Below are 22,306 nucleotides of genomic sequence, written 5' to 3' on the forward strand. Positions count from 1 at the left end.
TTATTTACCCCATTCAAATACTTCGGTATCTTCCCCTTTATAAAGTCTTGCGCTTTTAACGTCTTCGAAAGCTCGAAAATGAATTAGATTTTCCTGATCTCCCCAGACCTCATGCAGAATACTGTTCCAGACTTTTACCCGACCTAATTTTTTCACTTTTTCAATTTCAATGTAACACCACATTACATCATCTTCCATCTCTGCACCTACCCAGTTAAGATCATACTCGCGATCCTTAGCATCCCATATTTTTAGTTTTTCTAAAACGTAAGGTTTAAGGTTGGTTTTCACCTCTTCCCAATTTTCTTCCTTGGTTATATCCAACTTATCGTTGCCACTGTATTCTTGAAGTGCAAGTTCCAAATCGTCCAGGAAAATTCGAGTGCTAATCTGGATGGCCTTTTTATCTTCTTTGAACTTTATATCGGTCACACTTACATGAAATGGATGTATGAATACCTTGAAAAAAATAAGTACTGCTGTAATCATACCTCAAATCTACGCAAATGGCGTGCCCACCATCAATACCGTTCATCAAATCATTCCATTTCTGAAATAAATGGATCAAAAGCTTAGCTTATATTCGCTACCCCATGAGTGAGTTTAAACTGTATTACGGACTTGGCTTTGATCATATACTTGACATAAACGGGTATGATCATATTCTATTTGTAATTGTGCTTTGTGCCCTTTTCCAAAGAACAGACTGGAAAAAAATTCTAATTCTAGTTACAGCATTTACTGTAGGTCATTCGATCACATTGGCTCTTTCAACCATGCGTGTGGTAAATATCAATGCTGACCTTATAGAATTTTTAATTCCAGTTACAATCCTCGTTACAGCAATTTCAAACCTTTTTACCAACGATGATAGAATCGCTGAGGGTAAAATATGGAGAAACTACTTATATGCTGGATTTTTTGGTTTGATCCATGGTCTTGGATTCTCCAATTACCTGCGAGCATTACTTGGTAATGAAGAGTCAATTATTCTTCCATTATTTGCCTTTAATGTAGGATTAGAGGTAGGTCAAATAATAATCGTTGCATTATTTATGGTGATTAGCTTCATTTTCGTAGGCATTGGTGGCGTTGGGAGAAGAGATTGGAAAATGATCATTTCATCTGCAGTGGGAGGAATTGCACTTATGCTCATGTTAGATACAAATTACTTAAACTAAAATATTATTAACTAAACGCAATTATGAAGAAGAGCACCCTATTAATCGTGGCGTTTTTGATTGGATCTGTTGCAATGGGTCAAGATCGAAAACAAAAGGACACAGAATGGGAACAAAAGTTTGAGCAGCTAGGTACCATGCTGCCGACTCCTAATGTGTACCGCACTGCTTCCGGCGCACCGGGACATCAGTATTGGCAACAAAAGGCCGATTATAAAATGAAGATTGTTTTGGATGATAAGAATCAAACAATTACTGGTAGTGAGGACATCACTTACTACAACAATTCTCCTGACGATCTTGAGTATCTATGGGTACAACTAGATCAAAATATGAGATCAAGAGATTCTGATTCTCCACTCATTGGAAGAAACAGTATGAGAGATACGCTAAGTGCTTTCGCAGTATTCAGATTAACTGGAGACAATGATTATGATGGTGGATTTAAGATTAAATCAGTGAAAAGCAGTGGTAAGGATATGTCTTATATCATCAATAAAACAATGATGAGAATAGACCTAGATCAACCGTTAAAGTCTGGTCAAAATATGTCTTTCAGCATCGACTGGATGTATAATATCAACAACAGAATGACTGACGGAGGTCGCTCAGGCCTGGAATACTTCGAGAAAGAAGATAATTACTTATACACTATCGCACAGTTTTTCCCTAGAATGGCCGTTTACATCGACAATGAAGGCTGGCAAAACAAGCAGTTTCTAGGTAGGGGTGAGTTTGCCTTAACATTCGGTGATTACGAAGTTGACCTAACCGTTCCTTCAGATTTCGTTGTTGGAGCTACAGGAATGCTTCAAAATCCTAAAGATGTGCTTTCAGAAAAGCAATTAGAAAGATTTGAGCAAGCCAAGAAAAGCTATGAGAAACCTGTCATAATAGTAACAGAGAAAGAAGCTAAGAAAAATGAAAAATCACGAGCTACTGATACCAAGACCTGGAAGTTCAAAGCTGAAAATGTAAGAGATTACGGTTTCTGTGCTTCAAGAAAATTCATCTGGGATGCAATGGCTGTGAAGTTGAGTGAAGGCAATGAGCCATTAGCGATGTCTTACTATCCTAAAGAAGGAAATCCACTATGGGAAGAGTTTTCTACCCTTGCTGTAAAGCAAACTTTAGAGACTTATTCTAAGCATACCATTGAGTATACATACCCAGTAGCTATCTCTGTGCATACAGCATCTATTGGTATGGAGTACCCTATGATTTGTTACAACTATGGACGACCTAAAGAAGACGGTACTTACTCAGACAGACTAAAGCATGGAATGATCTCAGTAATCATCCATGAGGTAGGTCACAACTTCTTCCCTATGATCATCAACTCTGACGAACGTCAGTGGACATGGATGGATGAAGGCTTGAACACATTTGTTCAATATTTAACCGAGCAAGAGTTTGCAACAAATTACCTAGACTATGATTATCCATCTAGAAGAGGTCCAGCAGCTAACATTGTCCCTTATATGAGTGGAGAAAGAGGTTTGGTAAGACCAATAATGACAAACTCTGAGCAGATTAGACAGTTTGGTAGCAATGCTTATGCAAAACCTGCTACGGCTTTGAACTTGCTTAGAACTACCGTAATGGGACCTGAGCTATTTGACAAAGCTTTCAAAACATATGCTGAAAGATGGGCATTCAAACACCCTACTCCTGCAGACCTTTTCCGTACCATGGAAGACGCCTCGGCTGTAGACTTAGACTGGTTTTGGAGAGGATGGTTCTATGGAACTGACTATGTAGATGTCTCACTTGACAATGTGAGATGGTTCCAGATGCAGACTGAAGAGAACGGATTAGAGACAAGAAATATCAAAGGTGCTGGACAAGGAATTGATGGTAAAGATGATGGCAAGAAAGACTTTGGAAGCGATCCACAACCATTCGTATTCCAAGAATGGACTGGCGGATTTGGTGAGTATCGTCAGTCTATGGATCAAGATAAAATCAAGCAATCTGCTGCAGGTAAAAACTTTTATGAACTGACCCTGAAGAATCAAGGTGGTCTTGTTTCTCCTATCATAATTCAATGGACCTATGTAGATGGATCTGTGGAGTTACAGAAAATTCCAGCAGAAATCTGGAAGATCAATGAAAAAGAAGTGACGAAAGTTTTCATGAAAGACAAAGAAGTAGCTAAAATTGTTATTGATCCTAATGAGATGACTGCAGATGCATATACTGACAATAACGTTTTCCCTCGATCAGATGAAGGAGACAGATTTGAGCAGTTTAAAGAAGGAAAAGACTAACACATCTAAAAACAAACACAACCAACCTAAACTAAAGGGAGACCACTATGGTCTCCTTTTTTTTGTATCTATATTTATTGTTATGAAAACAACCACTAAAAGAAATCTACTCAGTGCTTTTGCACTTCTCTGGCTTTTATCATCATGTTCTACAGGATCATCTACAACAGAAGATACAAGCGAATCTGCTGAAGAAGGCGGTGAATACGTTGAATATAATAATCCCCCTGCTGAGGGCTTTGATCAAGAAGGTTCCGATCTACTTGCGACACTTTTGGCTGACAAAGCCATGCAGGCAATGGGTGGACGCGCCGCATGGGACAATACACGGTATTTAAGTTGGAATTTCTTTGGTAGAAGAACTCATACATGGGATAAATGGACGGGTGATATTCGTATCGAAGTACCAGAAATCGAAACGACTATTTTGATGAATATCAATACCAAAGAGGGGAAAGTAATGAAAGCTGGAACGCAATTAACTGACTCACTTGATTACTACCTAGATAGAGGATATGGCCTTTGGGTTAATGACTCATACTGGCTGGTAATGCCTTATAAACTGAAAGACTCCGGAGTTACTCTGAAGTATTTGAGAGAAGACACCACGATGACTGGCGCGAGTGCTGACGTAGTACTACTATCATTCAAAGACACTGGATTAACACCACAAAATGTGTACGAAGTATGGGTAGATACCGACAGTAAACTGGTCACTCAGTGGGCATATTTCCCGGATTCCTCAACACTTGATCCTCAATTTATTACTCCATGGGCTGATTATAAAAAGTATGGTGAAATCCTACTAGCCGGTAATAGAGGTAAATATGAATTGACGGATATTCAAGTATTAGACGAAGTCCCTGAAGGTACTTTCACTGATTTTATGCTGAGCAACCAATAATGTTTCCAGAAGCATTAAAGGTTGTTTTTGTTCAATACTCAACCCAAGGCTTCCTAGCCTTGGTTATAATGATGATACTGCGGAAATTTTTTCGGCAGTATCAAAACAATTTTTTTGATTATTGGTCATGGAGCTGGTTGGCATTATGTGTCAATATGATTGGCTCATGTATAGCATTAGCCAATGCATTTCTACTACCGCTTGATCATCCAATAAGGCTATTTGTTTCTTTTATTACGGTGTTGGCTAGCTTTTTCCAGGTACTCTGGCTTTATGCGGGAACACGCGAAATTTCCAGGACCAAGAAAATCAATAAAAGAAATCTAAAGGTAGTTGCCGGGCTAATAATCCCGATATCTATTCTTCTTGTTTCCTTCAATTATAATGATCCTGATGCTGGTGATTTTCGAATTTTCTATCGAGTTGGTATCCGCTCCCTATTAGCTGGTGGTCTCTTTTTGATTTGTGCGCGCATGCTCTGGAATATCTCCAAAACAGGCATAGGAATTAGGTTTATTTTAATCTCGTTCGTGGCATATGGATTACTTCAGATAAACTATTTCTTTGTTTCCCTTTCACCGATATCATTCTTTTTCTATGACGGTGAATTTCCATATTACATGGGGGCCGTTTATATATTTCTTCAGGCTCTTATGGGTCTAGGAATGATTATCAGTGTATTGGAAATAGAGCAGCATAATCTAAAAAAGGCTAATTCTGAGCTGGACACATTCCTATATAGATCTTCACACGACCTTCGCTCTCCATTGACTACTATCTCTGGAATAGTATCTGCAATTAGATTAAAGGAAAACGAAGATAAAACCGAGGAGTATTTAGATGCCATTAATGAACGAGTGAATCAGGCAGACAATGTTATTCGCGATATCATCAAGTTGCGTAAAGCACAAAAAGAGGACCTTGCAATCGTTGAAATTGATCTAGTAAAAGAAATCCAGAATGAGTTTAGTGTATTGATTGATCCAAACATCAAACAACCTAAGCTTATTTTTGAAACAGATAAACCCTTTCACATAAATACAGATTCTGCCCGATTGCATACGGTATTGACCAATATTCTTGGAAATGCGATGAGATACAGTGGTAGCAAGAAAAACCCTGAAATACGTATCAAGATTGAGAATGTTGATAACGGAATCAACCTTCAAATTTCAGACAATGGTGTTGGTATTGATGAAAAACATCTTCCGAGAATTTTTGATATGTTTTATCGCGCAAGTAAATCTTCTGAAGGCACTGGCCTTGGTCTGTACTTAGTAAAGGATGCATTGAATCACATGGAGGGCAGCGTAGAAGTATTGTCGCAAAAAGGAAAAGGGACGACATTCTACATCTATTTACCTGACCTAAAGTGAAACCAAACCATGGTTTTTTAACTTTAGTTTATATCTAAAAGAAATATTTATGAAAGCGATATGGAATGGCGAAATAATCGCCGAAAGCGATGACACGGTAGTAGTAGAAGGTAACCATTATTTCCCTCCTTCATCTATTAAAAAAGAGTTCTTCAAAGAAACAAGTACACATACAGTATGCCCTTGGAAAGGTACTGCAAGCTACTATTCATTGGATGTCAATGGAGAAGAAAATAAAGATGCAGCTTGGTACTATCCTGAGACAAGTGAGTTAGCCAAAAACATTAAAGGCTATGTTGCATTTTGGAATGGTGTAAAAGTAGAAAACTAAGGTTTACTACTCTGTGGCAAATATTCTAGCGGAAGCATTTCTGCAATCTTGGAGGACCAACCCATATACCCTTCAAAAAAGACATTTGCTACGTCATAGTACCCATTGTCATATATAGTAATCGGATTGGCAAAGTAGGCAATGGTCGTCTGTTTATTGTCTACACCTCCTCCGATCCGATACCTGGAAAATCCTGATTCTTCAGGCTCTTTCGTATAGACGATTCTCAAATACCCTTTGTAGTTTAAAACGTCTCCTTCCAAAAGGGAATTATCTGTGATTTCCAACCCTATGCTATCAACAATCAGCGGCATTCTTCTCATGCGCATCCAATAGCTCAAACTGTCTGAATCTTTGGTTTCGCCAATTACTATTCGATGATTTTTTCGCTCAGACATTAAGCTTCTTATTTTCTCTTGTATCAATTCTTCAGGAGGACGATTTCTATTTGGAATCCTGAATAATTCATGGACCTTATAGCCTTCTTTAGTAAAGGAATTGTCTTTGTATGATTTTAGGAAATGTACAAACGACCCGTTGTAAGCTTTGGCTCTTGCCTTCTCCCATCTTTTTGCTTGGCCTTTTCCTTTAGGCTCAATTTCTTGAAATCTGGGTATGCCGAAAGAATAAAATTGTCCTGTCTTATATTCCATTCCAAACTGCTTCATCGCATAACCAATACGATATCCTAATGCTTTATTTTCAATGACAATCTCCTTGCGCGAGTGTGCAAAAAGGCCATTTTCAATGGGATCATAAAACAAGAAAATATCTTTCGGATTTGTAATATCTACCTTGACAGCATTTTGTGTTTCTCCAAGAAATAGTCGTTTAAAGGTTGTATAGTTGTCTGCCCAGCCAGTGGTATCTGCTTCTACTTCAATATCCTTCAATTCAATGACTTCCGGTTCTAATTCAACATTTAAAAATGGGATTTCTTCATTTGTCAATATTTCCTTAGAAAATTCTTTGTATCCGATATATGAAATAATGAGTTCGTATTTCCCTTCAACTGGGATTTCGAAAGAGAAATTTCCATCAATATCTGTAGTCGATCCTATCAATGTACCTGAAAAAAACACATTTGCAAATGCCACAGGCTCCTGGGTTTCACTATCTATTGCCTTTCCCTTGATTGTTTGCTGAGCCATAGTACAGCAGGCTAGGAAAATACTTATGGCTAGGAATAATGGTCTGATCATGCAAAGAATAACGTATAACTATAAATATAGTTATACAGCTTTCTTATTCAAATGATAGCTGATGAAAAAACTTCGAAGTACTAGTGTCAATACCAGCGGAACTAGTGATTGGTGCAGTGGCTGCGGAATCATTGCCCAAATTAATAATACTCCGCAATACCAATAAGCTGTGATTTTGAAGTATATCCGGAAGAACTTCCTGAAACGTTCTTTGCTGATGAAAAATGCTAAAGGCAAATGAAATGGAATAGCCCAGAGGATGTTCAAATTTCCTTGAGAAAGATGTTCCGTACCAAACCATAAGAATACTACCCACCAACCTGCAAATCCGACGATAGAAAATACCAGTGCATCAATCCATTTAGTTCTCCGACCATATTTCATATTCCTATGAGTAATCAACCCAACGATGAAGAATAAAAGAACAAATGCGTTGAATGGAGTGAGGAGGCCATTCTCATTGTTTTCCTCCTCAGGAACAAAAACGGTTACAGATTTACTAATGAACGGAACTGTGACACTGTCTCTTGATATCTCTGCCTTATCCAGAGCCAAATAAATATACTCCGGCAAAAACATATATTCCTTCGCTTTCGCCTCTCTATCTACTTGAGTTCCTAAGCCAATATCTATCCCTAAATCACCCCAAGGCTGATAGTCCAGATAGTCCTCCATGAGATCACGAATCGTCTTTCCTTCAACTTTGTAACTGAGATCATAGGTAACTCTCCCTGGATATAATTCATCTATTACATCTCTAATTTTTGTTGCACAGTTATCGTAAACATAGTTGTAGAGATATTCTGCATTTTCTGGTTTTACATTATTCTGTAAAAAATTGAAGAACTGCTGTCTTTCCTCTGTGGTCAGATTTAAAAACTGCTCTTTTACATACCGATTCTGCTTTTTATAAAATCGAACGGCGTGTTCATACTTGGTAACACCAACTTTATACTTCAGCAATCCTTGAGCAAAATTCAAAAAGAAATTTTCCTGATCGAAATCATACAATCCATAGTTGTAAAACCAATCAACGCCCAGTTTTGGATCTACGACTCTGATGCCGCTGTGACCAAAAGCTGACCATACCTCTCCTTGATAAGGTCCAATTGTGATCACTGCAATCTCAGCTTGATCGGAAAGCTGAATTTGAGCTTTTGAATGCGTAGTTATTAAAATTAAGAGGCTTAGAAATGCGAATCTCATGATTCAAGTGTTTACTTTGTTTCTAATGTTGATCAATCTTCACGATAGTATCTCGCTCGCTTCAAAGCTAACCCCAAAAAGGATATCTAATGCATGGAAAATTTGGAGAAGCTATCAGCATTCAATTAAATCCGGAAAACCTGCAATATCAGGGCTTCCCATAAGCATGGCAATAGAACCAACTACAGCCTGCAATCTAAGATGTCCAGAATGTCCTAGTGGCTTACGATCTTTTTCTCGACCTACTGGAAAATTAGACACTCAACTATTTGAGAAAATCATAAGTGAAGTCAGCAGCCACCTACTCTATCTTACATTCTACTTTCAAGGCGAACCTTACTTGAATCCGCAGTTTCTTGAAATGGTGAGCATAGCAAACAAGCATAAAATTTATACTACTACATCTACCAATGCACACTTTTTAGATGAGGAGAATGCCAAGCAAACGGTATTGTCAGGTCTGGATCGATTGATCATTTCCATTGATGGTGCTTCTCAGGAGACCTATGAATCGTATCGCAAAGAAGGAGACCTCACCAAGGTGTTGGAAGGAACAAAGAATGTATTAAAGTGGCGAAAGAAGCTAAATGTAAATGGGCCTAAAGTAATGTGGCAGTTCTTAGTCGTTAAACCAAACGAGCACGAAATACCAAAAATTAAACAACTAGCCAGCGAGTATGGTGTAGACAAAGTCGCGTTTAAAACTGCACAGATCTATGATTATCAAAATGGTAGTGACCTTATCCCAACTATAGATAAATACTCCAGATATAGAGCAAATGGCGATGGGACTTTTTCTATTAAAAATGAACTAGAAAATAAGTGTTGGAAAATGTGGCAATCATGCGTGATCACATGGGATGGTCAGGTTATTCCATGTTGTTTTGATAAAGACGCATCACATAGTATGGGAAGTGTTTCTGAACACAGTTTTGAAGAAATTTGGAATTCTGACCAGTACAATCGTTTTAGAAAAGCACTCCTTACTTCACGATCTGAGATAGAAATTTGCAAAAACTGCACAGAAGGGCTGACCGTTTGGGCCTGATGTACTTATTTCGCACATCAAATCACTCTACTTATGAAATTTGACCGTAAAAACCGGACCGACGAAGAGCTTTTAGCAATACATAAAGCATTGGTTACACCTCGACTGATCGAAGAAAAAATGCTCATTTTACTTCGACAAGGGAAAATCAGTAAATGGTTTTCAGGCATCGGTCAAGAGGCAATTTCAGTGGGAGCAGCCTTGGCGCTAAAAGAAGATGAGTACATCCTTCCTATGCATAGAAACTTGGGAGTATTCACTACAAGAGGAGTTCGCTTTCAACAACTGTTTTCTCAATTTCAGGGGAAAGTCAATGGATTCACAAAAGGTAGAGATAGAAGTTTCCACTTCGGAACTCAAGATCACAACATTGTAGGAATGATTTCTCACCTTGGACCTCAGTTGGGGATTGCCGATGGAATTGCTTTATCTCATCTCTTAAAAAAGGAGGATAAAGTAAGCCTTGTTTTTACCGGTGATGGTGGAACAAGTGAAGGAGATTTCCATGAGGCTGTGAACGTAGCTTCAGTATGGAACCTTCCAGTAATCTTCGTTATTGAAAATAATGGTTATGGGCTTTCTACTCCTAGCCGTGAACAATTCAATTTCGATTCATTTGTCGTTAAAGGACCTGCATATGGAATGGAGGCATACAGTGTGGAAGGGAATTCAATACTTGAGGTATTGAATGAATTAGAGCCCTTAATTGAAGATATCCGCAATAACCCCAGGCCCATCATCTTTGAAGCAAAAACTTTCAGAATGAGGGGTCATGAAGAGGCTTCTGGCACCAAGTATGTACCGAAAGAACTGATGGAAAAATGGGCGAAGAAAGATCCCGTTAAATCCTTCGAAAGTTTCCTGATAAAAGAGAAAGTATGCTCAAACGATGAGATCGGAGATATCAGGAAGTCTATCCAAAAAGAAATTAATTCTGCTGTAAAAGAAGCGTTCGCCGAAGAATCAATTAAAGCAAATACGGAGATAGAAATGTCTGACATCTTTTTCCCGTATGAACAACAAGTAATAGAACCCAGCGGCAAAGAATCTGAAAAAAGGCTAGTAGATGCCATTTCAGATGGCCTTAAGCAATCATTGGAGAAACATGATGAATTAGTCGTAATGGGACAAGATATCGCCGACTATGGTGGTGTTTTCAAAATTACTGAAGGATTCATGGAGCAGTTTGGCAAAGAACGCATTCGAAACACTCCTCTTTGCGAGGCTGCGATTGTTGGGACCGGACTTGGCCTAAGCATAGCCGGTATGAAAGCGGTGGTTGAAATGCAGTTTGCCGATTTTGTAACTGAGGGATTTAATCAAATTGTGAACAACCTCGCGAAGATTCACTATCGCTGGGGTCAAAATGCGGATGTAGTAGTAAGAATGCCTACTGGAGCTGGAGTTGGCGCAGGTCCTTTTCACTCCCAATCCAATGAAGCATGGTTTTTTCATACGCCTGGACTAAAAATCGTTTATCCTTCAAATCCTCATGATGCTAAAGGACTACTTGCAGCTGCAATAGAAGATCCTAATCCGTATCTATACTTTGAGCACAAAGCACTTTATAGGTCATTAAGCGGTAACGTTCCAGATGCTTACTATACGACTGAAGTGGGTAAAGCAGTAACAAACCGTGAAGGAGGAGACCTAACGATTGTGACTTACGGGATGGGAGTTCATTGGGCCAATCAAGTTGCTGATGAATCTGAGAAGTCTATTGAAATTATCGACCTTAGAACCTTACTTCCTTGGGATAAGGACTCAGTACAAAAATCTGTGGAAAAGACTGGTCGCGTAATCGTCCTTCATGAAGATTGTATGACAGGCGGGATCGGTGGTGAAATTGCTGCATGGATTTCCGAACATTGCTTTGAAAGTCTTGATGCACCAGTGATGAGGGAAGCAAGCCTGGATACACCTGTACCATTTGCGGCAGATTTGGAAAGAAACTTCCTTCCAAATTCAAGACTCAATGAGACCGTAGAGAAAATTCTGGACTACTAATCTTTCACTATTATTCTATAGGAAACTACAGATCCCTCTGGATCTTCCGTATCATAGATGTGAAGTAGGTATATGCCCTCTGAATAAGAGGACACATCTATTTCGTGGTATCCATCGAATCCATTTTTAATATCTAAGGACGTTATTTCATTACCAGCGATATCTACAATCTGGGCACGAACATGCTCAGCTTTTAAATGACGATATTTGATCTTAACCAAGTCAGTCGTAGGATTAGGATATACTTTCAAATCCTTGAAATAGGTTAAAATCAATCCCAATACTCTTTCAATATTTACTTCAATTCCATCTTCAGTAGCAAAGGCTTCCAGTTTAAAATCAGTATCACTTATCCCTTCTTCTCCAACCGTAAATTCAACCTGAGCAGATTCATCTAGCGGAATTCCTGGATACTCAACAAAGAATCGATAGGTGCCTTCTGGTAAGAAGCCAAACAAGAATTCACCATTCTCATTCGTCTCTCCATAAGCGATCAACTCAAAGTCATCATCATCTTGGCCTGTCCTTCCTCCAGTTCTTTTTCTTCTTACTCCACATTTACGTTTAGAAGCTCGTCTCCTTGCATCTATCCTGCTACCATCATCTGGGAAGTCTTCTTCTATTAAAACATCAAGATTACCAGGACCTGTTACTGGGTCTGGAATCTCCGTGAGTTTAACTTGAACACTAGTAGCTTCTCTAAAAAACACCGTGTCTGCACGTATCCACTCAAAGTCATCTCCAAAGTATGTTGGAATGAAATTATCTAAGTCAGATGGGTTTATCCCGCAGAGATAGTTTCCAAGAACCACATCTTGAAAAACGAAACTACTGCTTACATCCTCTGCCCTTTCCAAGGTATCAAAGCCTTGCTCTCTCCGGAAAGCTTCTAGTAAATAGCCAGAAATGGTACTGGAAACAGGATTATCATTTCCATCGACGATAACCATCGATAAATCTGCTATTGCTAAGACCACCTGTGGTATGACAGACAATGTCAAATCCGGTAACAGAGAATTAGTTACGCTTCCTGCAAACTCGCCCATGTTATCAAAATCTATTTCAGCAATCTCAAGGGTCGATCCAGAAATATTAAAATCTGTGCTTTGACTAATAGCCGAACCATCTCTAGAATAGCTATAAGAATTATTTGCTCCACCTGTTGTGACGTTAAGTGTTGGACTAGACAAGTGAGGACTTTCAATTGGACTTCCAGAATTATATTCATCAAAGAATATAGGCGCTTGATTGTCGTAGCTCAGCGTAGCGATAGCAACGAGTGGTTCCAAATCATCAAACTCCAATGAGTTAGATGAAACATCTAAATCCAAGATCATCGTGCTACTAAAATCCATTAGTGCTTCTATTTGATTGCCACTCGCATCCATTTGGGTTAGTTCACTTAATCCACCGACTGCACCACCTGTAAAAGGGTTTGGCATTTCGCCAATGGCCTCCACAGAGGATATGTCGATAGCACTCACTCGGCTACCATTTAATGTCACTCCTGCCCAATTAATAAGTCTACTTGTTTCCCAGTTTACACTTGGATTCCAACTAGGTCCATCCAGAGAATTATATAGTTGAACTAATGCTGTAGAATCAGCAAGTGTTTCTGCATCAACAATGGTTTTGACTGCAATCGTATTCGAGTTAGCTGAAAGCACGTCCGAATTATCTCGTACCCTCAATCGATAATAATAGTTAGTTGAGAAATTTAATCCTGTTACAGTAGTCGTATTAGCAGTAGTCACAAACGGATCAAATCCAGGAAGGAGTGTAGAAAAATCAGCTGTTGTAGAAACTTCCAACTCATAATTCTGAACATCAGTACCTCCTACCCAATTTGCATCAAATGTTGTAGACGTTATTAAAGAGGCATCTAGTGCTGTCAATGCGCCAACACTTATTTCTAGTTCATCAATTGTTCCATCAACACCAACATTCCCAGCTGAATCTGTTGCACTCACCATCACATCATAAATTCCATCAGCTAATGGATTAATTACTCCGGCATCAAGTGTCCATATACCTGCCGATATGGAAGTTGCCGCATATGCTGATCCATCAATAGTGATGGAAACAGAAGTACTATCATCATCAACAGTTCCAGACAAAGCAGGACTTGTGTCCGCAGTAGTTAATGCATCCACTGTGACTATCGGGACAGTAGCATCATATGATATTGTGAAGGTGCTTGCATCTGGAGTCGGGCTATTGTTATCCTGAGTAAATGCTGCGCTATCAGCAATGTCTATCGTTACCAACCCGTCTGAAACAAGGTCGATCAATAAAGTGAATGTTGAATCATTTACAGTTGTAAACGAGCTTCCTTGAATTGTTCCTCCGGCAACTGCTACGTCAGCCTCAACAAAGGAATTAATTGCTCTTTCAAATTCTATTCTTATGTCTACTGGAGTGACATTAGTAGGAAAAGACTGTGTACTTGAAATGACCGGAGGGCCAACATCTACAACTACCAATGGACGAGACTCAATCAGACCCCAATCGCCTGCCTGGTTTTGTGCACGCACATTTATGGTATAGCTTCCTGTGGCAAGTCCGCTTGTATTTAATGTTTCTGTGATGGCTATGCTATCTGCTGGGCTACTCACAATTATTGGCGTAGCACCTGCAACTCCAGGATCTGCATCTATAAAGTATTCCAGAGCTGTAATATCTAACATATTACTTGCCTGATCTACGTAAATCATTCTGGTTTCAGTAGTTCCCCAACTTCCACCTACAGCTCTTGCTCTCAATCCTAATAAATGGAATCCAGTAGTTAAACCACTTGAAGGTAAATTTTCTACAAGGGAAATAGATGAGTTTGCTGAAAACGAGGTAATGCTCGCGGCAGCACCAACGCCAGGATCATTATCAAAGAAATATTCAATTTCATCTATATCGATTATACCTCCAGATGTTGAAGGATCTACAAACATTAATCTTGTTTCTGTAAGACCCCATGCTCCGCCTACAGCTTTTGCTCTCATTCCTAAGGAATGAAAACCCAAACTAAGTCCCGATGTATTTAGTGTTTCTAAAAGTGAGACATTATTACTAGCAGCAAAACCATCAATGATTGTTCCATTGCCAACACCAGGATCCATATCAAAGAAGTATTCCAATGAATCTACATTGACAATGGCAGCACCATCAGATTGGTCAATAAACACGAGTCTTGTTTCTGTTGTACCCCAGCTTCCGCCATCTGCTCGTGCTCTCATTCCAAGTACATGAAATCCTGTAGGGAGTGAATTCGCTGACAGCGTTTCAACAATTGATATTGTTGGATTTGCAGAAAAAGAATTAATAAGTGTTGCTGACCCCACTCCAGGGTCTTCATCAAAGAAATATTCTATTTGGTCCACATTGACTACAGCAGCCCCATCGTCCGCGTCTACAAAGACCAACCTGGTTTCTGTCATCCCCCAAACCCCTGCAGCTCTGAGTGTCGGATCAATGTATAAAAGTGGAGAAATGTTGGTAGAACCAGTAAAAAACTCCGGATTTGTAGCCAAGCTCCTCGCTCTCATTCCCAACGTATGAAAACCCGTAGGAAGACCAGACGCAGAAATTGTCTCAAGGAGGTTAACGGTCGTATCAGGTGTACCTACAATAATGTTTGTAGCACTTCCAACTCCGGGATCCATATCAAAGAAGTACTCGATCTCGAAAACCTCCAATGTATCTTGTGCATAGGAAGTTTGAAACACGAAAAGTGCTCCAAACAGGATCAGTGTTTTTGAAAAGTTTTTAAAGAAACTCATAGGAGCATCTGGTTAGTTTCCTTCAGCTTCTATAGTAGCATCTACATTATCTCCCTGTCTTATAATTTCTGGTAGTCGTAATACCTTAATAGTCGGAAGTGGTGTTCCTGTAATACTGAATGGAATTGTTCCACCAGTCAACCCAATATCGGTACCATCATTTCCACCACTAATCGCAGGTCCACCAACCAAGGTTGGGTCGTTGGCAAAATCCCAATTATCCGCTAGGGGTACTGATGTAAACTGTGGGTCTGTTGCTTGAAGGTTCCCAGAGCCGGTATTCCCATCAGATCCTATCGGAAACACATCGTTTGGTGTGTTAAAGGAAAGGTTGTTGGTATAAGTTGAATTATTAACTGTACCAGTTAAAGCATCGGTAACAGGCGATCTTCCAAAAAAGATGTTGTTGGTAATCGTTGAAGTAGTTACGGCATTAAATGCAAAATCAAAGTCGTTATTTCCATAAAACAAATTATTCTTAATAATTGCATCAGCCACATTTATCGAACCTGCTCCTCCTGAGCCTGTTGAAGAAGAACCCATGATAACATTGTTAGTTATTACCACAGAAGTGGGGTTTGCTTCCTGGGTTAAATTGATCACTGCCACACCGGAAGAAAACTCTCTCAATCCTATGACACAATTTCGAATGACAATATTACTTGTTGTTTTTGTACCTGCTCCTGCGGTAGTTGTAGCGATACGATCAATATCTCCATTTTCAATAAAAATATTTCCGGTAGCACCATCAGCATTCCCGATTATTAAATCATCATTTACATTTAATCCCGATATGCGAGTGCCAAAGACACCTGTAGCAATGGTCAAGCTACCTACCCAGGACTTGTTAGGTTGATCCTTGTCTGGATTAAAGCCAATTCCAAAAAATGTCAGGCTGTCTTTTGTAATCGTAAAATCAGGGTAAAAGGTCTGACTTGGGATGATGTGGATGATGTCGCCCGGACTGGCCGCAGTAATGGCGTCAGTAATGTTAGCGAAAATATGCGCTCCAGTAGGAGCTGTCGGACGGTTGTCTGCAATCCAAACGCTCTGAGCGTTCAGTTGAGTAAATAGGAATAAGGCACAGCAAAATGTAAATAGGGATTTCATAAGCGTGGTGGGTTTATACTCCTTTCAAGGTACTGATAAACTCCAATTAACTCAACAAAAAATCCTACTTTTTGTCCCTAACAATAGTTTATTTCATATTTATCTATATGAAAATAACATCTTTGGCAAGATGCAGACAATTCGCAAAAAGGTAAAGTGACGGAAATACTAGAATTTAACCCCTAAATCAATAGAGAAAACAGTACTTCTAAGCTGAAGATCATCAAAGCCTGTCCCTGCCTCATTTACTGTATTTATCAACCCTCGTTGATACGAAATACCGCCAAATAATGTGGTATTTATTCCAATCCTATATTCGACTCCTCCACCTAGAATCACAGGGATATCTATGGGTGTGAATTTCTCAACAGATGCAAATGAAGGATCTTCTGGCTCATCAAAAACTTTGATTTCAAGTGCTCCTCCTACTTGCAAATATGCTTTCATATCAGGTGCTAACTCGTTTGTAAACAGCTTTAAGGTAGCAGGAATCTGGATGTACTGAAGTTTATATTCTTCTTCTACAGTCCCATCAGCATTCTTAAATGCTGCTCTTTTAGGAAGGTATATCAATCCAGTACTCAGGTAGTAAGTATCTGATAATGTTTTATCTGCAACAAGACCAATGGAAAACTTCATTTGAGAACCATCATTTTCAACAGTTTGAGCATCATTTTTAGCTCTATTTGATGAAATCACCGGTGCCAATTTTAGACCCAATTTTACTTGAGCCATTGATCCTATAGATAAAAGAATAAGGAGAGAGAAAAGAAACTTCTTCATAAGTCGTTGTTACTTCTAAATTTGCCTTCAAAAATAGAAAGTATGCGAGTAGTGCACCTAATGATTTGTATTGTTTTCTTAGTCTCGTGTTCTAAGGAAGCTTGTAGAGAATCTGTTGAACCAGAGAATATCGTACTAGAGGTTGACAGATTAGAAGAAGTACTTTTTAAAAGTCAATCTAAAAATGAAGTGGAAGAGTTCCTTGGAAGATATCCAGATTTTGCACAGTTCTTCCTTCATTCTGATCAGTATCCGGCAGATTCTATTCTAGCTGAGCGCATGTTTTCTTTAATTCAAAATCCATCTATTGACACGCTTTACCGTCAATCTAGTGAAGCATTTAGAAATTTTGATGATGTAGTGAGAACATTAGAATCTGGTCTTGGAAGATTGAAGGTTTACTACCCGAATACCCCATCACCGAAAGTTCAAACCGCAGTAACTGGCATGTACAATGATCTTTTCATTTCTAATGAACACATCATGATTGGAATGGATTTTTTTATAGGACCGGATGCTAAATATAAACCGAGAGAAATCCCGCAATATATTTTACAGCGATACACAACTGATCATTTAGCCGCCAGCATTCTTCAATTTGTTTCCAGTCAGTTTATCACAACAGGAGGTGGAAGCGACATGCTTTCAGAAATGATAGACTATGGTAAATCTTACTATTTGTTGAGTATGATTTTGCCTTGTACTCCTGAACGAATTCTGATCGGATATACCGAGGAAGAGTGGAGTGATGTATTTGAAAATGACCGTATCATATGGGCCAATTTTGTTGAAAACGAGTGGTTGTATGAAACAGATCATACAGTAAAACAGAAATTTCTTGGTGAGCGACCAAATGTTTATGAAATAGGTGATAAATGTCCAGGAAGAATTGGTCGTTGGCTTGGATGGCAAATTGTGAAATCATATGCTGAGAAAACCGGGGCTTCGGTAACGGAAATTATGTCAGAAAGGGACCTTAATAAACTGTTCACACAGTCTGGGTACAAACCGTCAGGCAGTTAAGATATAAACTTCTGAATCTGTTACTTCAAACTTGTACTCATTGTTGAGAATCTTAAGAAGTTTGGTTACTTGAATGTCTTTGTCGTAATACAGCTCTGCCAATTTGCGTCCGTTTCTTTGGTACTTGGCTAGAAGTTCTGGAGAGTCTAGGAAAACTTTAAGCTTTCTCACAAACTCTTGTGTTGAATAAGGATTATGATGAAAGCCGCATCTGTTTTTCGCAATTAGGTTTTTAATCCACCCATCAAAGTTGATGATGGTTAGCTTACCTGCTGCAAGTGAGTCAAAAAGTTTATTCGGACTTCCAGTACCAAGTACCTTCACGTCTTTGAAGGAAACATAGACCGCATCACTTTTATCGAGGAGATTTTTAACACATTGTTTACTCGAATGAGGGTAGAAAGAAATATTTTTCAACCGCTTCGTCGTTGCCTTCAGGCGCTTCATTTCTGATCCATACCCGATGATATTGAAATGAACAGGAAGTTGAGCCTCCTTTGACTGCTTAGCGGCGTTAATCAGATATTCTAAGTGATTCGCCTTCCCTATTGCACCGCAGTATGTAATCTGAAATTTATTGTTCTCGCTAAAGTCTCCTACAGAATACTCTGCTTCAAAAAATGAGCAGTCAGCCATATTAGGAATTACATAAACTCTTGTATTAGGACTTACTTTTTCAATGTAATTTCTTATTGCCGGTGACAAAGCAATTACTTTCTCAGCTTCAAAATAAAATCTTTTCTCAAGAGAATAAAGCCACTTCTTAATCCATTTATTTTGAATAACGCCCATCTGAATTGGGGCTTCCGGCCAAAGGTCTCCAACCTCAAAATAATAAGGTATGTCAAGTTCTTCTTTTAGATACGTAGCAATGAATCCCGTTGTTAATGGGGTTGTCATTACATACGCCAAATCAGGCTTTGAGATTTTTTTAGCTTCTTTCTTAGCTAGATTGACAAATTTTCTAAATGAAAAAAGTCGCTTCAAGAAGCCAAAACTATTGTCATAGGGCACAGGCAAATAGTGCACTTCAATCCCATGAATTTTTTTCACCTCATAGGGTGAATTATGAGCCGTGATCATTGTCACTTCGTGCCCAGCATCCACCAGCCCCTTAGCTAAGTAATAGGATCGAATGGATCCTCCTTCCTCAGGAGTTTTAAAGTATTGATGGATGTAGAGAATTTTCACTTGCCTAAAGATGTGTTGTTCTTTGAAATATCCAAGGGAGTTTTCGAAGAAAACAACATCATCTTCGGTAACAAGTATCTTTAATTCTACTTATTCTTCTAGCGCGATATCGTATCTGTATCTACAGATGAAATGTAATCACTGACTTAAAGTGTCTTATCAATTATTTGCCGCTGTATTTCTTGAGCTTCTATTTGCTTCTGCTGACTTTCAGCCGGATTTGATCTTGCGAGATCGTAAGCCTCTCGCATTAGTTTGTCATATTTTTTTTGCAGTAAGCTGACACGGTTTTGTTTGAACAATTTTATCATAGTTGGTAGCTAATTGGGTGACTAATAATTATCGTCGGCGAAGATTATCATGTACTCCAAACCACACAATAGCCCATCTTTTAATCACCAGTTTTCTTCGACGAATATTACCCGTAATAACCAATGTCAACCAAATGTCAACCACCAATATCGATAGTCAGAGATTTTTGAGGTTCAAACCATCAAAAATGTATTCAATCAGTGTCTATAAACCGGTACTTACCATTATTTTGTACGTTCTACCTTCATTGGTAAATTTCTGAATGGTAGAACGTACAAATAATTATATCTGTCCTTCTCTCGCTAGTTGATCTGCCTTTGAAAGCATTACAACTTCTACCACAAGCAATGGTGCTAATAGCAATACCCCAATAAACGAAAAGATTAGCGTCAAATAAGAAATTCCAAAAATCAGTTCGAGCCTACCAGCAACCTTAGCTATCCTACCCATCCCGTCTTGAAGCCTAAGAAGTCCCATTCCCATTATCACAGAAATGGCACCAAGAGGAATAACGGAAAGGGTTCTAAACGTATCTACAAAGCCACTCATGGACTGGCTAGTAATGATAATTATCACCTCAATCAAATACATTGAACCAACAAACATCATAGATATGTATGAGGCCACTTTCAGCAGATTATTCTCAAACAAATGGCTTAACGAAAGAATCCCTCTAGTAAATAATACAAATGAGATAGCTGCCATTACCTTTACAATAGTCATAGTTGGAAGAAGCAAATAATCGTCATTCAAATATTCTGAAAAGGCTCCCAAACTCTGCTCTATCAATACCATAATTAGGTATACAATTCCTGACATCCATGCTGGAGTCAGAGCATCTTTTAAATCGCTATCCGAAGCACTTACAAGAAACATATTTCTCAGTTTTTTAATTGAAAATTGCTTTTCAACAATCGCATCCGGCCCAAACCATTCTTCTAAATCTTCGCCTAGTGCTTCAAGTAAAATTTTAATTGTCACTATTCTTGGAGTGACAGCACCAGATTCAATTCTTTGAATGGTTCGGACACTGACATGGGATTTTTCTCTTAACTCCAGTTGAGTAAGTCCTCTTTCAACACGAATGTCGCAAAGCTTTTTACCAAGCTCCGGCTGATTAGTTGGATTGTTTTTTCCCATGAATATTCCTTGTATATAAGTATGTAAGTACCAACAGCACTGCTAAAAGTGATAGCTGCAATAAACCACCAAAATACTCATTTGATTTCAACATCTCTTCAGATGGGGTACTTGCAAAGTCAATACTTATTAGGCCTGGAACCCAAGGCTTATTGCCAATAGTCGCAAGTGCTAAGTTTAATCCAAAGTGAAAACCTGTTGGTAAAGCAATCCCATTTGATCTTAGAGCAAGCAATCCAAAGGCAATACTCCATACGCCAGGCCCTATAAAGGATGCTAGTAGAGACCATCCACCAACGTAGTGATAAAGAGCAAATAAAACTGCTATTACTATTTGCGCGGACCAAACTCCAAAAGCATTCTTGAGCTTAAAAAATGGATACGATCTAAAGGCTAGTTCTTCCATAAATGCCAAAGGCAGCAAAGACAACGACATAATAGCAAATTGACTAAAAGAAGCTCCAGTAAAACTAATTTCCAAGCCGCTATACCAAGTTTGAAGCAGAAACATACTTGCCGCAATCAGAAAACCAAAAAGAGAACCTTTAACTATTCGGACAAACGTTTTTTTATCGATTGTTAAAAAGTAGTCTTTCCAGGATTGGCGATCAATCTTCAAAAAAACGAAGATTGTGAGAAACGCTACTAGTGTTCCGAAAATGCCATAGGTAAACCGCTCATTCACGCCAAGAAAGATCGGGGCAATACTTATGAGAGCTACTGTCATTAAGGACACCGAAAATACAATGGGCATTCCCAATGATGTAAGAATCGTTTTGAAATTTTTAGATGTAGTCATATCATTAAATTTTGATTGAATGCAAGACTATTTATCGCATATCCGAATCAAGAATTTTGCGCACGACATTGAGGCGACACTTCAGAAAACATTTGAATTTCGGCTAAAATCAATGATTTTTAATATTGAAAAATTTTTTGAATTCTATGAGTCTTTCCAAAATCCGTGCTGCTACTACTGAAGATTCCCCATCTATCGCAACGGTCTACAATCATTACATTTTACATTCTCACTCCACATTCGAGGTTGATCCTATCGATTCAGAGGAAATGGGTAAACGGATTGAAAAAGTACAGCAAGAATACAACTTGCCTTGGCTAGTTCTAGAAGTCGATGATCAACTAATTGGATATGCTTATGCTACGATTTGGAAACCAAGACAAGCTTATAGAAACACAGTAGAAGTAAGTATCTATTTGGCAACAGAATCAAGCGGAAAGGGACTTGGTAATGAACTTTATCAAACGTTGATAGACGAATTAAAATCCAAAAACATACACGCAATCTTGGCCGGCATCTCGCTACCAAATGATTCCAGTATCAAATTTCATGAGAGACTGGGATTTCAAAAAGTCGGTCAATTAAGAGAGGTAGGGTTAAAATTTGATAGATGGATAGATGTTGGATATTGGGAATTGATTTTCAGCTGA

At 38.8% G+C, this 22,306-nt stretch carries 19 protein-coding genes; 9 read left to right on the top strand and 10 right to left on the bottom strand.

From position 1 onward, the window contains the following. Entirely contained in the window at nucleotides 1-489 is a 489-nt protein-coding gene (locus ACY650_RS07930) for a DUF6702 family protein (RefSeq protein WP_462253488.1), read from the bottom strand. A gap of 104 nt (nucleotides 490-593) precedes the next feature. Here ACY650_RS07930 and ACY650_RS07935 point away from each other — a divergent pair, with 104 nt between their 5' ends. The 5 genes from ACY650_RS07935 (at nucleotide 594) to ACY650_RS07955 (ending at nucleotide 6,062) form a co-directional block, all read left to right on the top strand. Next, nucleotides 594-1,181: a HupE/UreJ family protein gene (locus ACY650_RS07935; protein ID WP_462253490.1), complete on the top strand. Its 588-nt coding sequence runs from the start codon at nucleotides 594-596 to the stop codon at nucleotides 1,179-1,181. A gap of 23 nt (nucleotides 1,182-1,204) precedes the next feature. Next, on the top strand, nucleotides 1,205-3,451 hold the full coding sequence (locus ACY650_RS07940; RefSeq protein ID WP_462253492.1) for a M1 family metallopeptidase: 2,247 nt from the start codon (nucleotides 1,205-1,207) through the stop codon (nucleotides 3,449-3,451). Between the two features lie 82 nt (nucleotides 3,452-3,533). Next, nucleotides 3,534-4,355: a hypothetical protein gene (locus ACY650_RS07945; RefSeq protein ID WP_462253494.1), complete on the top strand. Its 822-nt coding sequence runs from the start codon at nucleotides 3,534-3,536 to the stop codon at nucleotides 4,353-4,355. Between the two features lie 68 nt (nucleotides 4,356-4,423). Then, complete coding sequence (locus ACY650_RS07950; protein ID WP_462253496.1) at nucleotides 4,424-5,731, top strand: sensor histidine kinase; 1,308 nt, start codon at nucleotides 4,424-4,426, stop codon at nucleotides 5,729-5,731. A 49-nt stretch (nucleotides 5,732-5,780) separates the two neighbouring features. Then, a complete protein-coding gene (locus tag ACY650_RS07955) occupies nucleotides 5,781-6,062 on the top strand; it encodes a DUF427 domain-containing protein (protein WP_462253498.1) in 282 nt (93 codons plus the stop codon). Here the strand turns inward: ACY650_RS07955 and ACY650_RS07960 are convergent. Continuing rightward, nucleotides 6,059-7,213: a carboxypeptidase-like regulatory domain-containing protein gene (locus ACY650_RS07960; RefSeq protein WP_462253500.1), complete on the bottom strand. Its 1,155-nt coding sequence runs from the start codon at nucleotides 7,211-7,213 to the stop codon at nucleotides 6,059-6,061. The genes ACY650_RS07955 and ACY650_RS07960 overlap by 4 nt on opposite strands. Before the next feature lie 81 nt (nucleotides 7,214-7,294). Next, a complete protein-coding gene (locus tag ACY650_RS07965) occupies nucleotides 7,295-8,470 on the bottom strand; it encodes a lipoprotein N-acyltransferase Lnb domain-containing protein (protein WP_462253502.1) in 1,176 nt (391 codons plus the stop codon). A gap of 25 nt (nucleotides 8,471-8,495) precedes the next feature. On the opposite strand from ACY650_RS07965, the gene ACY650_RS07970 reads away from it, so the two are divergent. Both ACY650_RS07970 and ACY650_RS07975 read left to right on the top strand, forming a co-directional pair. After that, the gene (locus ACY650_RS07970; RefSeq protein ID WP_462253504.1) at nucleotides 8,496-9,518 is read left to right on the top strand and encodes an SPASM domain-containing protein; all 1,023 of its coding nucleotides are present in this window, start codon (nucleotides 8,496-8,498) and stop codon (nucleotides 9,516-9,518) included. A 33-nt stretch (nucleotides 9,519-9,551) separates the two neighbouring features. Continuing rightward, entirely contained in the window at nucleotides 9,552-11,525 is a 1,974-nt protein-coding gene (locus ACY650_RS07975) for an alpha-ketoacid dehydrogenase subunit alpha/beta (RefSeq protein ID WP_462253506.1), read from the top strand. Here the strand turns inward: ACY650_RS07975 and ACY650_RS07980 are convergent. The 3 genes from ACY650_RS07980 to ACY650_RS07990 all read right to left on the bottom strand — a co-directional run bounded on the left by ACY650_RS07980 (nucleotide 11,522) and on the right by ACY650_RS07990 (nucleotide 17,191). Next, complete coding sequence (locus ACY650_RS07980) at nucleotides 11,522-15,298, bottom strand: T9SS type A sorting domain-containing protein (RefSeq protein WP_462253508.1); 3,777 nt, start codon at nucleotides 15,296-15,298, stop codon at nucleotides 11,522-11,524. The genes ACY650_RS07975 and ACY650_RS07980 overlap by 4 nt on opposite strands. 12 nt (nucleotides 15,299-15,310) lie before the next feature. Next, nucleotides 15,311-16,408, bottom strand: a complete 1,098-nt coding sequence (locus tag ACY650_RS07985; RefSeq protein WP_462253510.1) for a hypothetical protein — start codon at nucleotides 16,406-16,408, stop codon at nucleotides 15,311-15,313. 168 nt (nucleotides 16,409-16,576) lie between these two features. Further along, nucleotides 16,577-17,191: a porin family protein gene (locus ACY650_RS07990; RefSeq protein ID WP_462253512.1), complete on the bottom strand. Its 615-nt coding sequence runs from the start codon at nucleotides 17,189-17,191 to the stop codon at nucleotides 16,577-16,579. Between the two features lie 42 nt (nucleotides 17,192-17,233). Between ACY650_RS07990 and gldB the strand changes: the two genes are divergently transcribed. Beyond that, a complete protein-coding gene (gene gldB, locus ACY650_RS07995; protein ID WP_462253514.1) occupies nucleotides 17,234-18,214 on the top strand; it encodes a gliding motility lipoprotein GldB in 981 nt (326 codons plus the stop codon). On the opposite strand, the gene ACY650_RS08000 is transcribed toward gldB, so the two are convergent. The 4 genes from ACY650_RS08000 to ACY650_RS08015 all read right to left on the bottom strand — a co-directional run bounded on the left by ACY650_RS08000 (nucleotide 18,203) and on the right by ACY650_RS08015 (nucleotide 21,656). Further along, nucleotides 18,203-19,405, bottom strand: a complete 1,203-nt coding sequence (locus ACY650_RS08000) for a glycosyltransferase family 4 protein (RefSeq protein ID WP_462253516.1) — start codon at nucleotides 19,403-19,405, stop codon at nucleotides 18,203-18,205. The two genes, gldB and ACY650_RS08000, sit on opposite strands and share 12 nt — an antisense overlap. 146 nt (nucleotides 19,406-19,551) lie before the next feature. Beyond that, on the bottom strand, nucleotides 19,552-19,716 hold the full coding sequence (locus tag ACY650_RS08005) for a Lacal_2735 family protein (protein WP_462253518.1): 165 nt from the start codon (nucleotides 19,714-19,716) through the stop codon (nucleotides 19,552-19,554). A gap of 283 nt (nucleotides 19,717-19,999) precedes the next feature. Further along, nucleotides 20,000-20,857, bottom strand: a complete 858-nt coding sequence (locus ACY650_RS08010; protein WP_462253520.1) for a helix-turn-helix transcriptional regulator — start codon at nucleotides 20,855-20,857, stop codon at nucleotides 20,000-20,002. Then, on the bottom strand, nucleotides 20,835-21,656 hold the full coding sequence (locus ACY650_RS08015; protein ID WP_462253522.1) for a lysostaphin resistance A-like protein: 822 nt from the start codon (nucleotides 21,654-21,656) through the stop codon (nucleotides 20,835-20,837). The genes ACY650_RS08010 and ACY650_RS08015 overlap by 23 nt, the downstream gene beginning before the upstream one ends. Nucleotides 21,657-21,802: 146 nt before the next feature. Between ACY650_RS08015 and ACY650_RS08020 the strand changes: the two genes are divergently transcribed. Continuing rightward, on the top strand, nucleotides 21,803-22,306 hold the full coding sequence (locus tag ACY650_RS08020; protein ID WP_462253524.1) for an N-acetyltransferase family protein: 504 nt from the start codon (nucleotides 21,803-21,805) through the stop codon (nucleotides 22,304-22,306).

The sequence above is a fragment of the Ekhidna sp. genome (genome assembly GCF_963691765.1).
GTDB lineage: Bacteria > Bacteroidota > Bacteroidia > Cytophagales > Cyclobacteriaceae > Ekhidna.

Excerpts from the sequence above, each read along its gene's own strand:
- ACY650_RS07930 (WP_462253488.1), bottom strand. The coding sequence starts at position 489 with ATGATTACAGCAGTACTTATTTTTTTCAAGGTATTCATACATCCATTT.
- ACY650_RS07935 (WP_462253490.1), top strand. The coding sequence starts at position 594 with ATGAGTGAGTTTAAACTGTATTACGGACTTGGCTTTGATCATATACTT.
- ACY650_RS07940 (WP_462253492.1), top strand. The coding sequence starts at position 1,205 with ATGAAGAAGAGCACCCTATTAATCGTGGCGTTTTTGATTGGATCTGTT.
- ACY650_RS07945 (WP_462253494.1), top strand. The coding sequence starts at position 3,534 with ATGAAAACAACCACTAAAAGAAATCTACTCAGTGCTTTTGCACTTCTC.
- ACY650_RS07950 (WP_462253496.1), top strand. The coding sequence starts at position 4,424 with ATGATGATACTGCGGAAATTTTTTCGGCAGTATCAAAACAATTTTTTT.
- ACY650_RS07955 (WP_462253498.1), top strand. The coding sequence starts at position 5,781 with ATGAAAGCGATATGGAATGGCGAAATAATCGCCGAAAGCGATGACACG.
- ACY650_RS07960 (WP_462253500.1), bottom strand. The coding sequence starts at position 7,213 with ATGGCTCAGCAAACAATCAAGGGAAAGGCAATAGATAGTGAAACCCAG.
- ACY650_RS07965 (WP_462253502.1), bottom strand. The coding sequence starts at position 8,470 with ATGAGATTCGCATTTCTAAGCCTCTTAATTTTAATAACTACGCATTCA.
- ACY650_RS07970 (WP_462253504.1), top strand. The coding sequence starts at position 8,496 with ATGTTGATCAATCTTCACGATAGTATCTCGCTCGCTTCAAAGCTAACC.
- ACY650_RS07975 (WP_462253506.1), top strand. The coding sequence starts at position 9,552 with ATGAAATTTGACCGTAAAAACCGGACCGACGAAGAGCTTTTAGCAATA.
- ACY650_RS07980 (WP_462253508.1), bottom strand. The coding sequence starts at position 15,298 with ATGAGTTTCTTTAAAAACTTTTCAAAAACACTGATCCTGTTTGGAGCA.
- ACY650_RS07985 (WP_462253510.1), bottom strand. The coding sequence starts at position 16,408 with ATGAAATCCCTATTTACATTTTGCTGTGCCTTATTCCTATTTACTCAA.
- ACY650_RS07990 (WP_462253512.1), bottom strand. The coding sequence starts at position 17,191 with ATGAAGAAGTTTCTTTTCTCTCTCCTTATTCTTTTATCTATAGGATCA.
- gldB (WP_462253514.1), top strand. The coding sequence starts at position 17,234 with ATGCGAGTAGTGCACCTAATGATTTGTATTGTTTTCTTAGTCTCGTGT.
- ACY650_RS08005 (WP_462253518.1), bottom strand. The coding sequence starts at position 19,716 with ATGATAAAATTGTTCAAACAAAACCGTGTCAGCTTACTGCAAAAAAAA.
- ACY650_RS08010 (WP_462253520.1), bottom strand. The coding sequence starts at position 20,857 with ATGGGAAAAAACAATCCAACTAATCAGCCGGAGCTTGGTAAAAAGCTT.
- ACY650_RS08015 (WP_462253522.1), bottom strand. The coding sequence starts at position 21,656 with ATGACTACATCTAAAAATTTCAAAACGATTCTTACATCATTGGGAATG.
- ACY650_RS08020 (WP_462253524.1), top strand. The coding sequence starts at position 21,803 with ATGAGTCTTTCCAAAATCCGTGCTGCTACTACTGAAGATTCCCCATCT.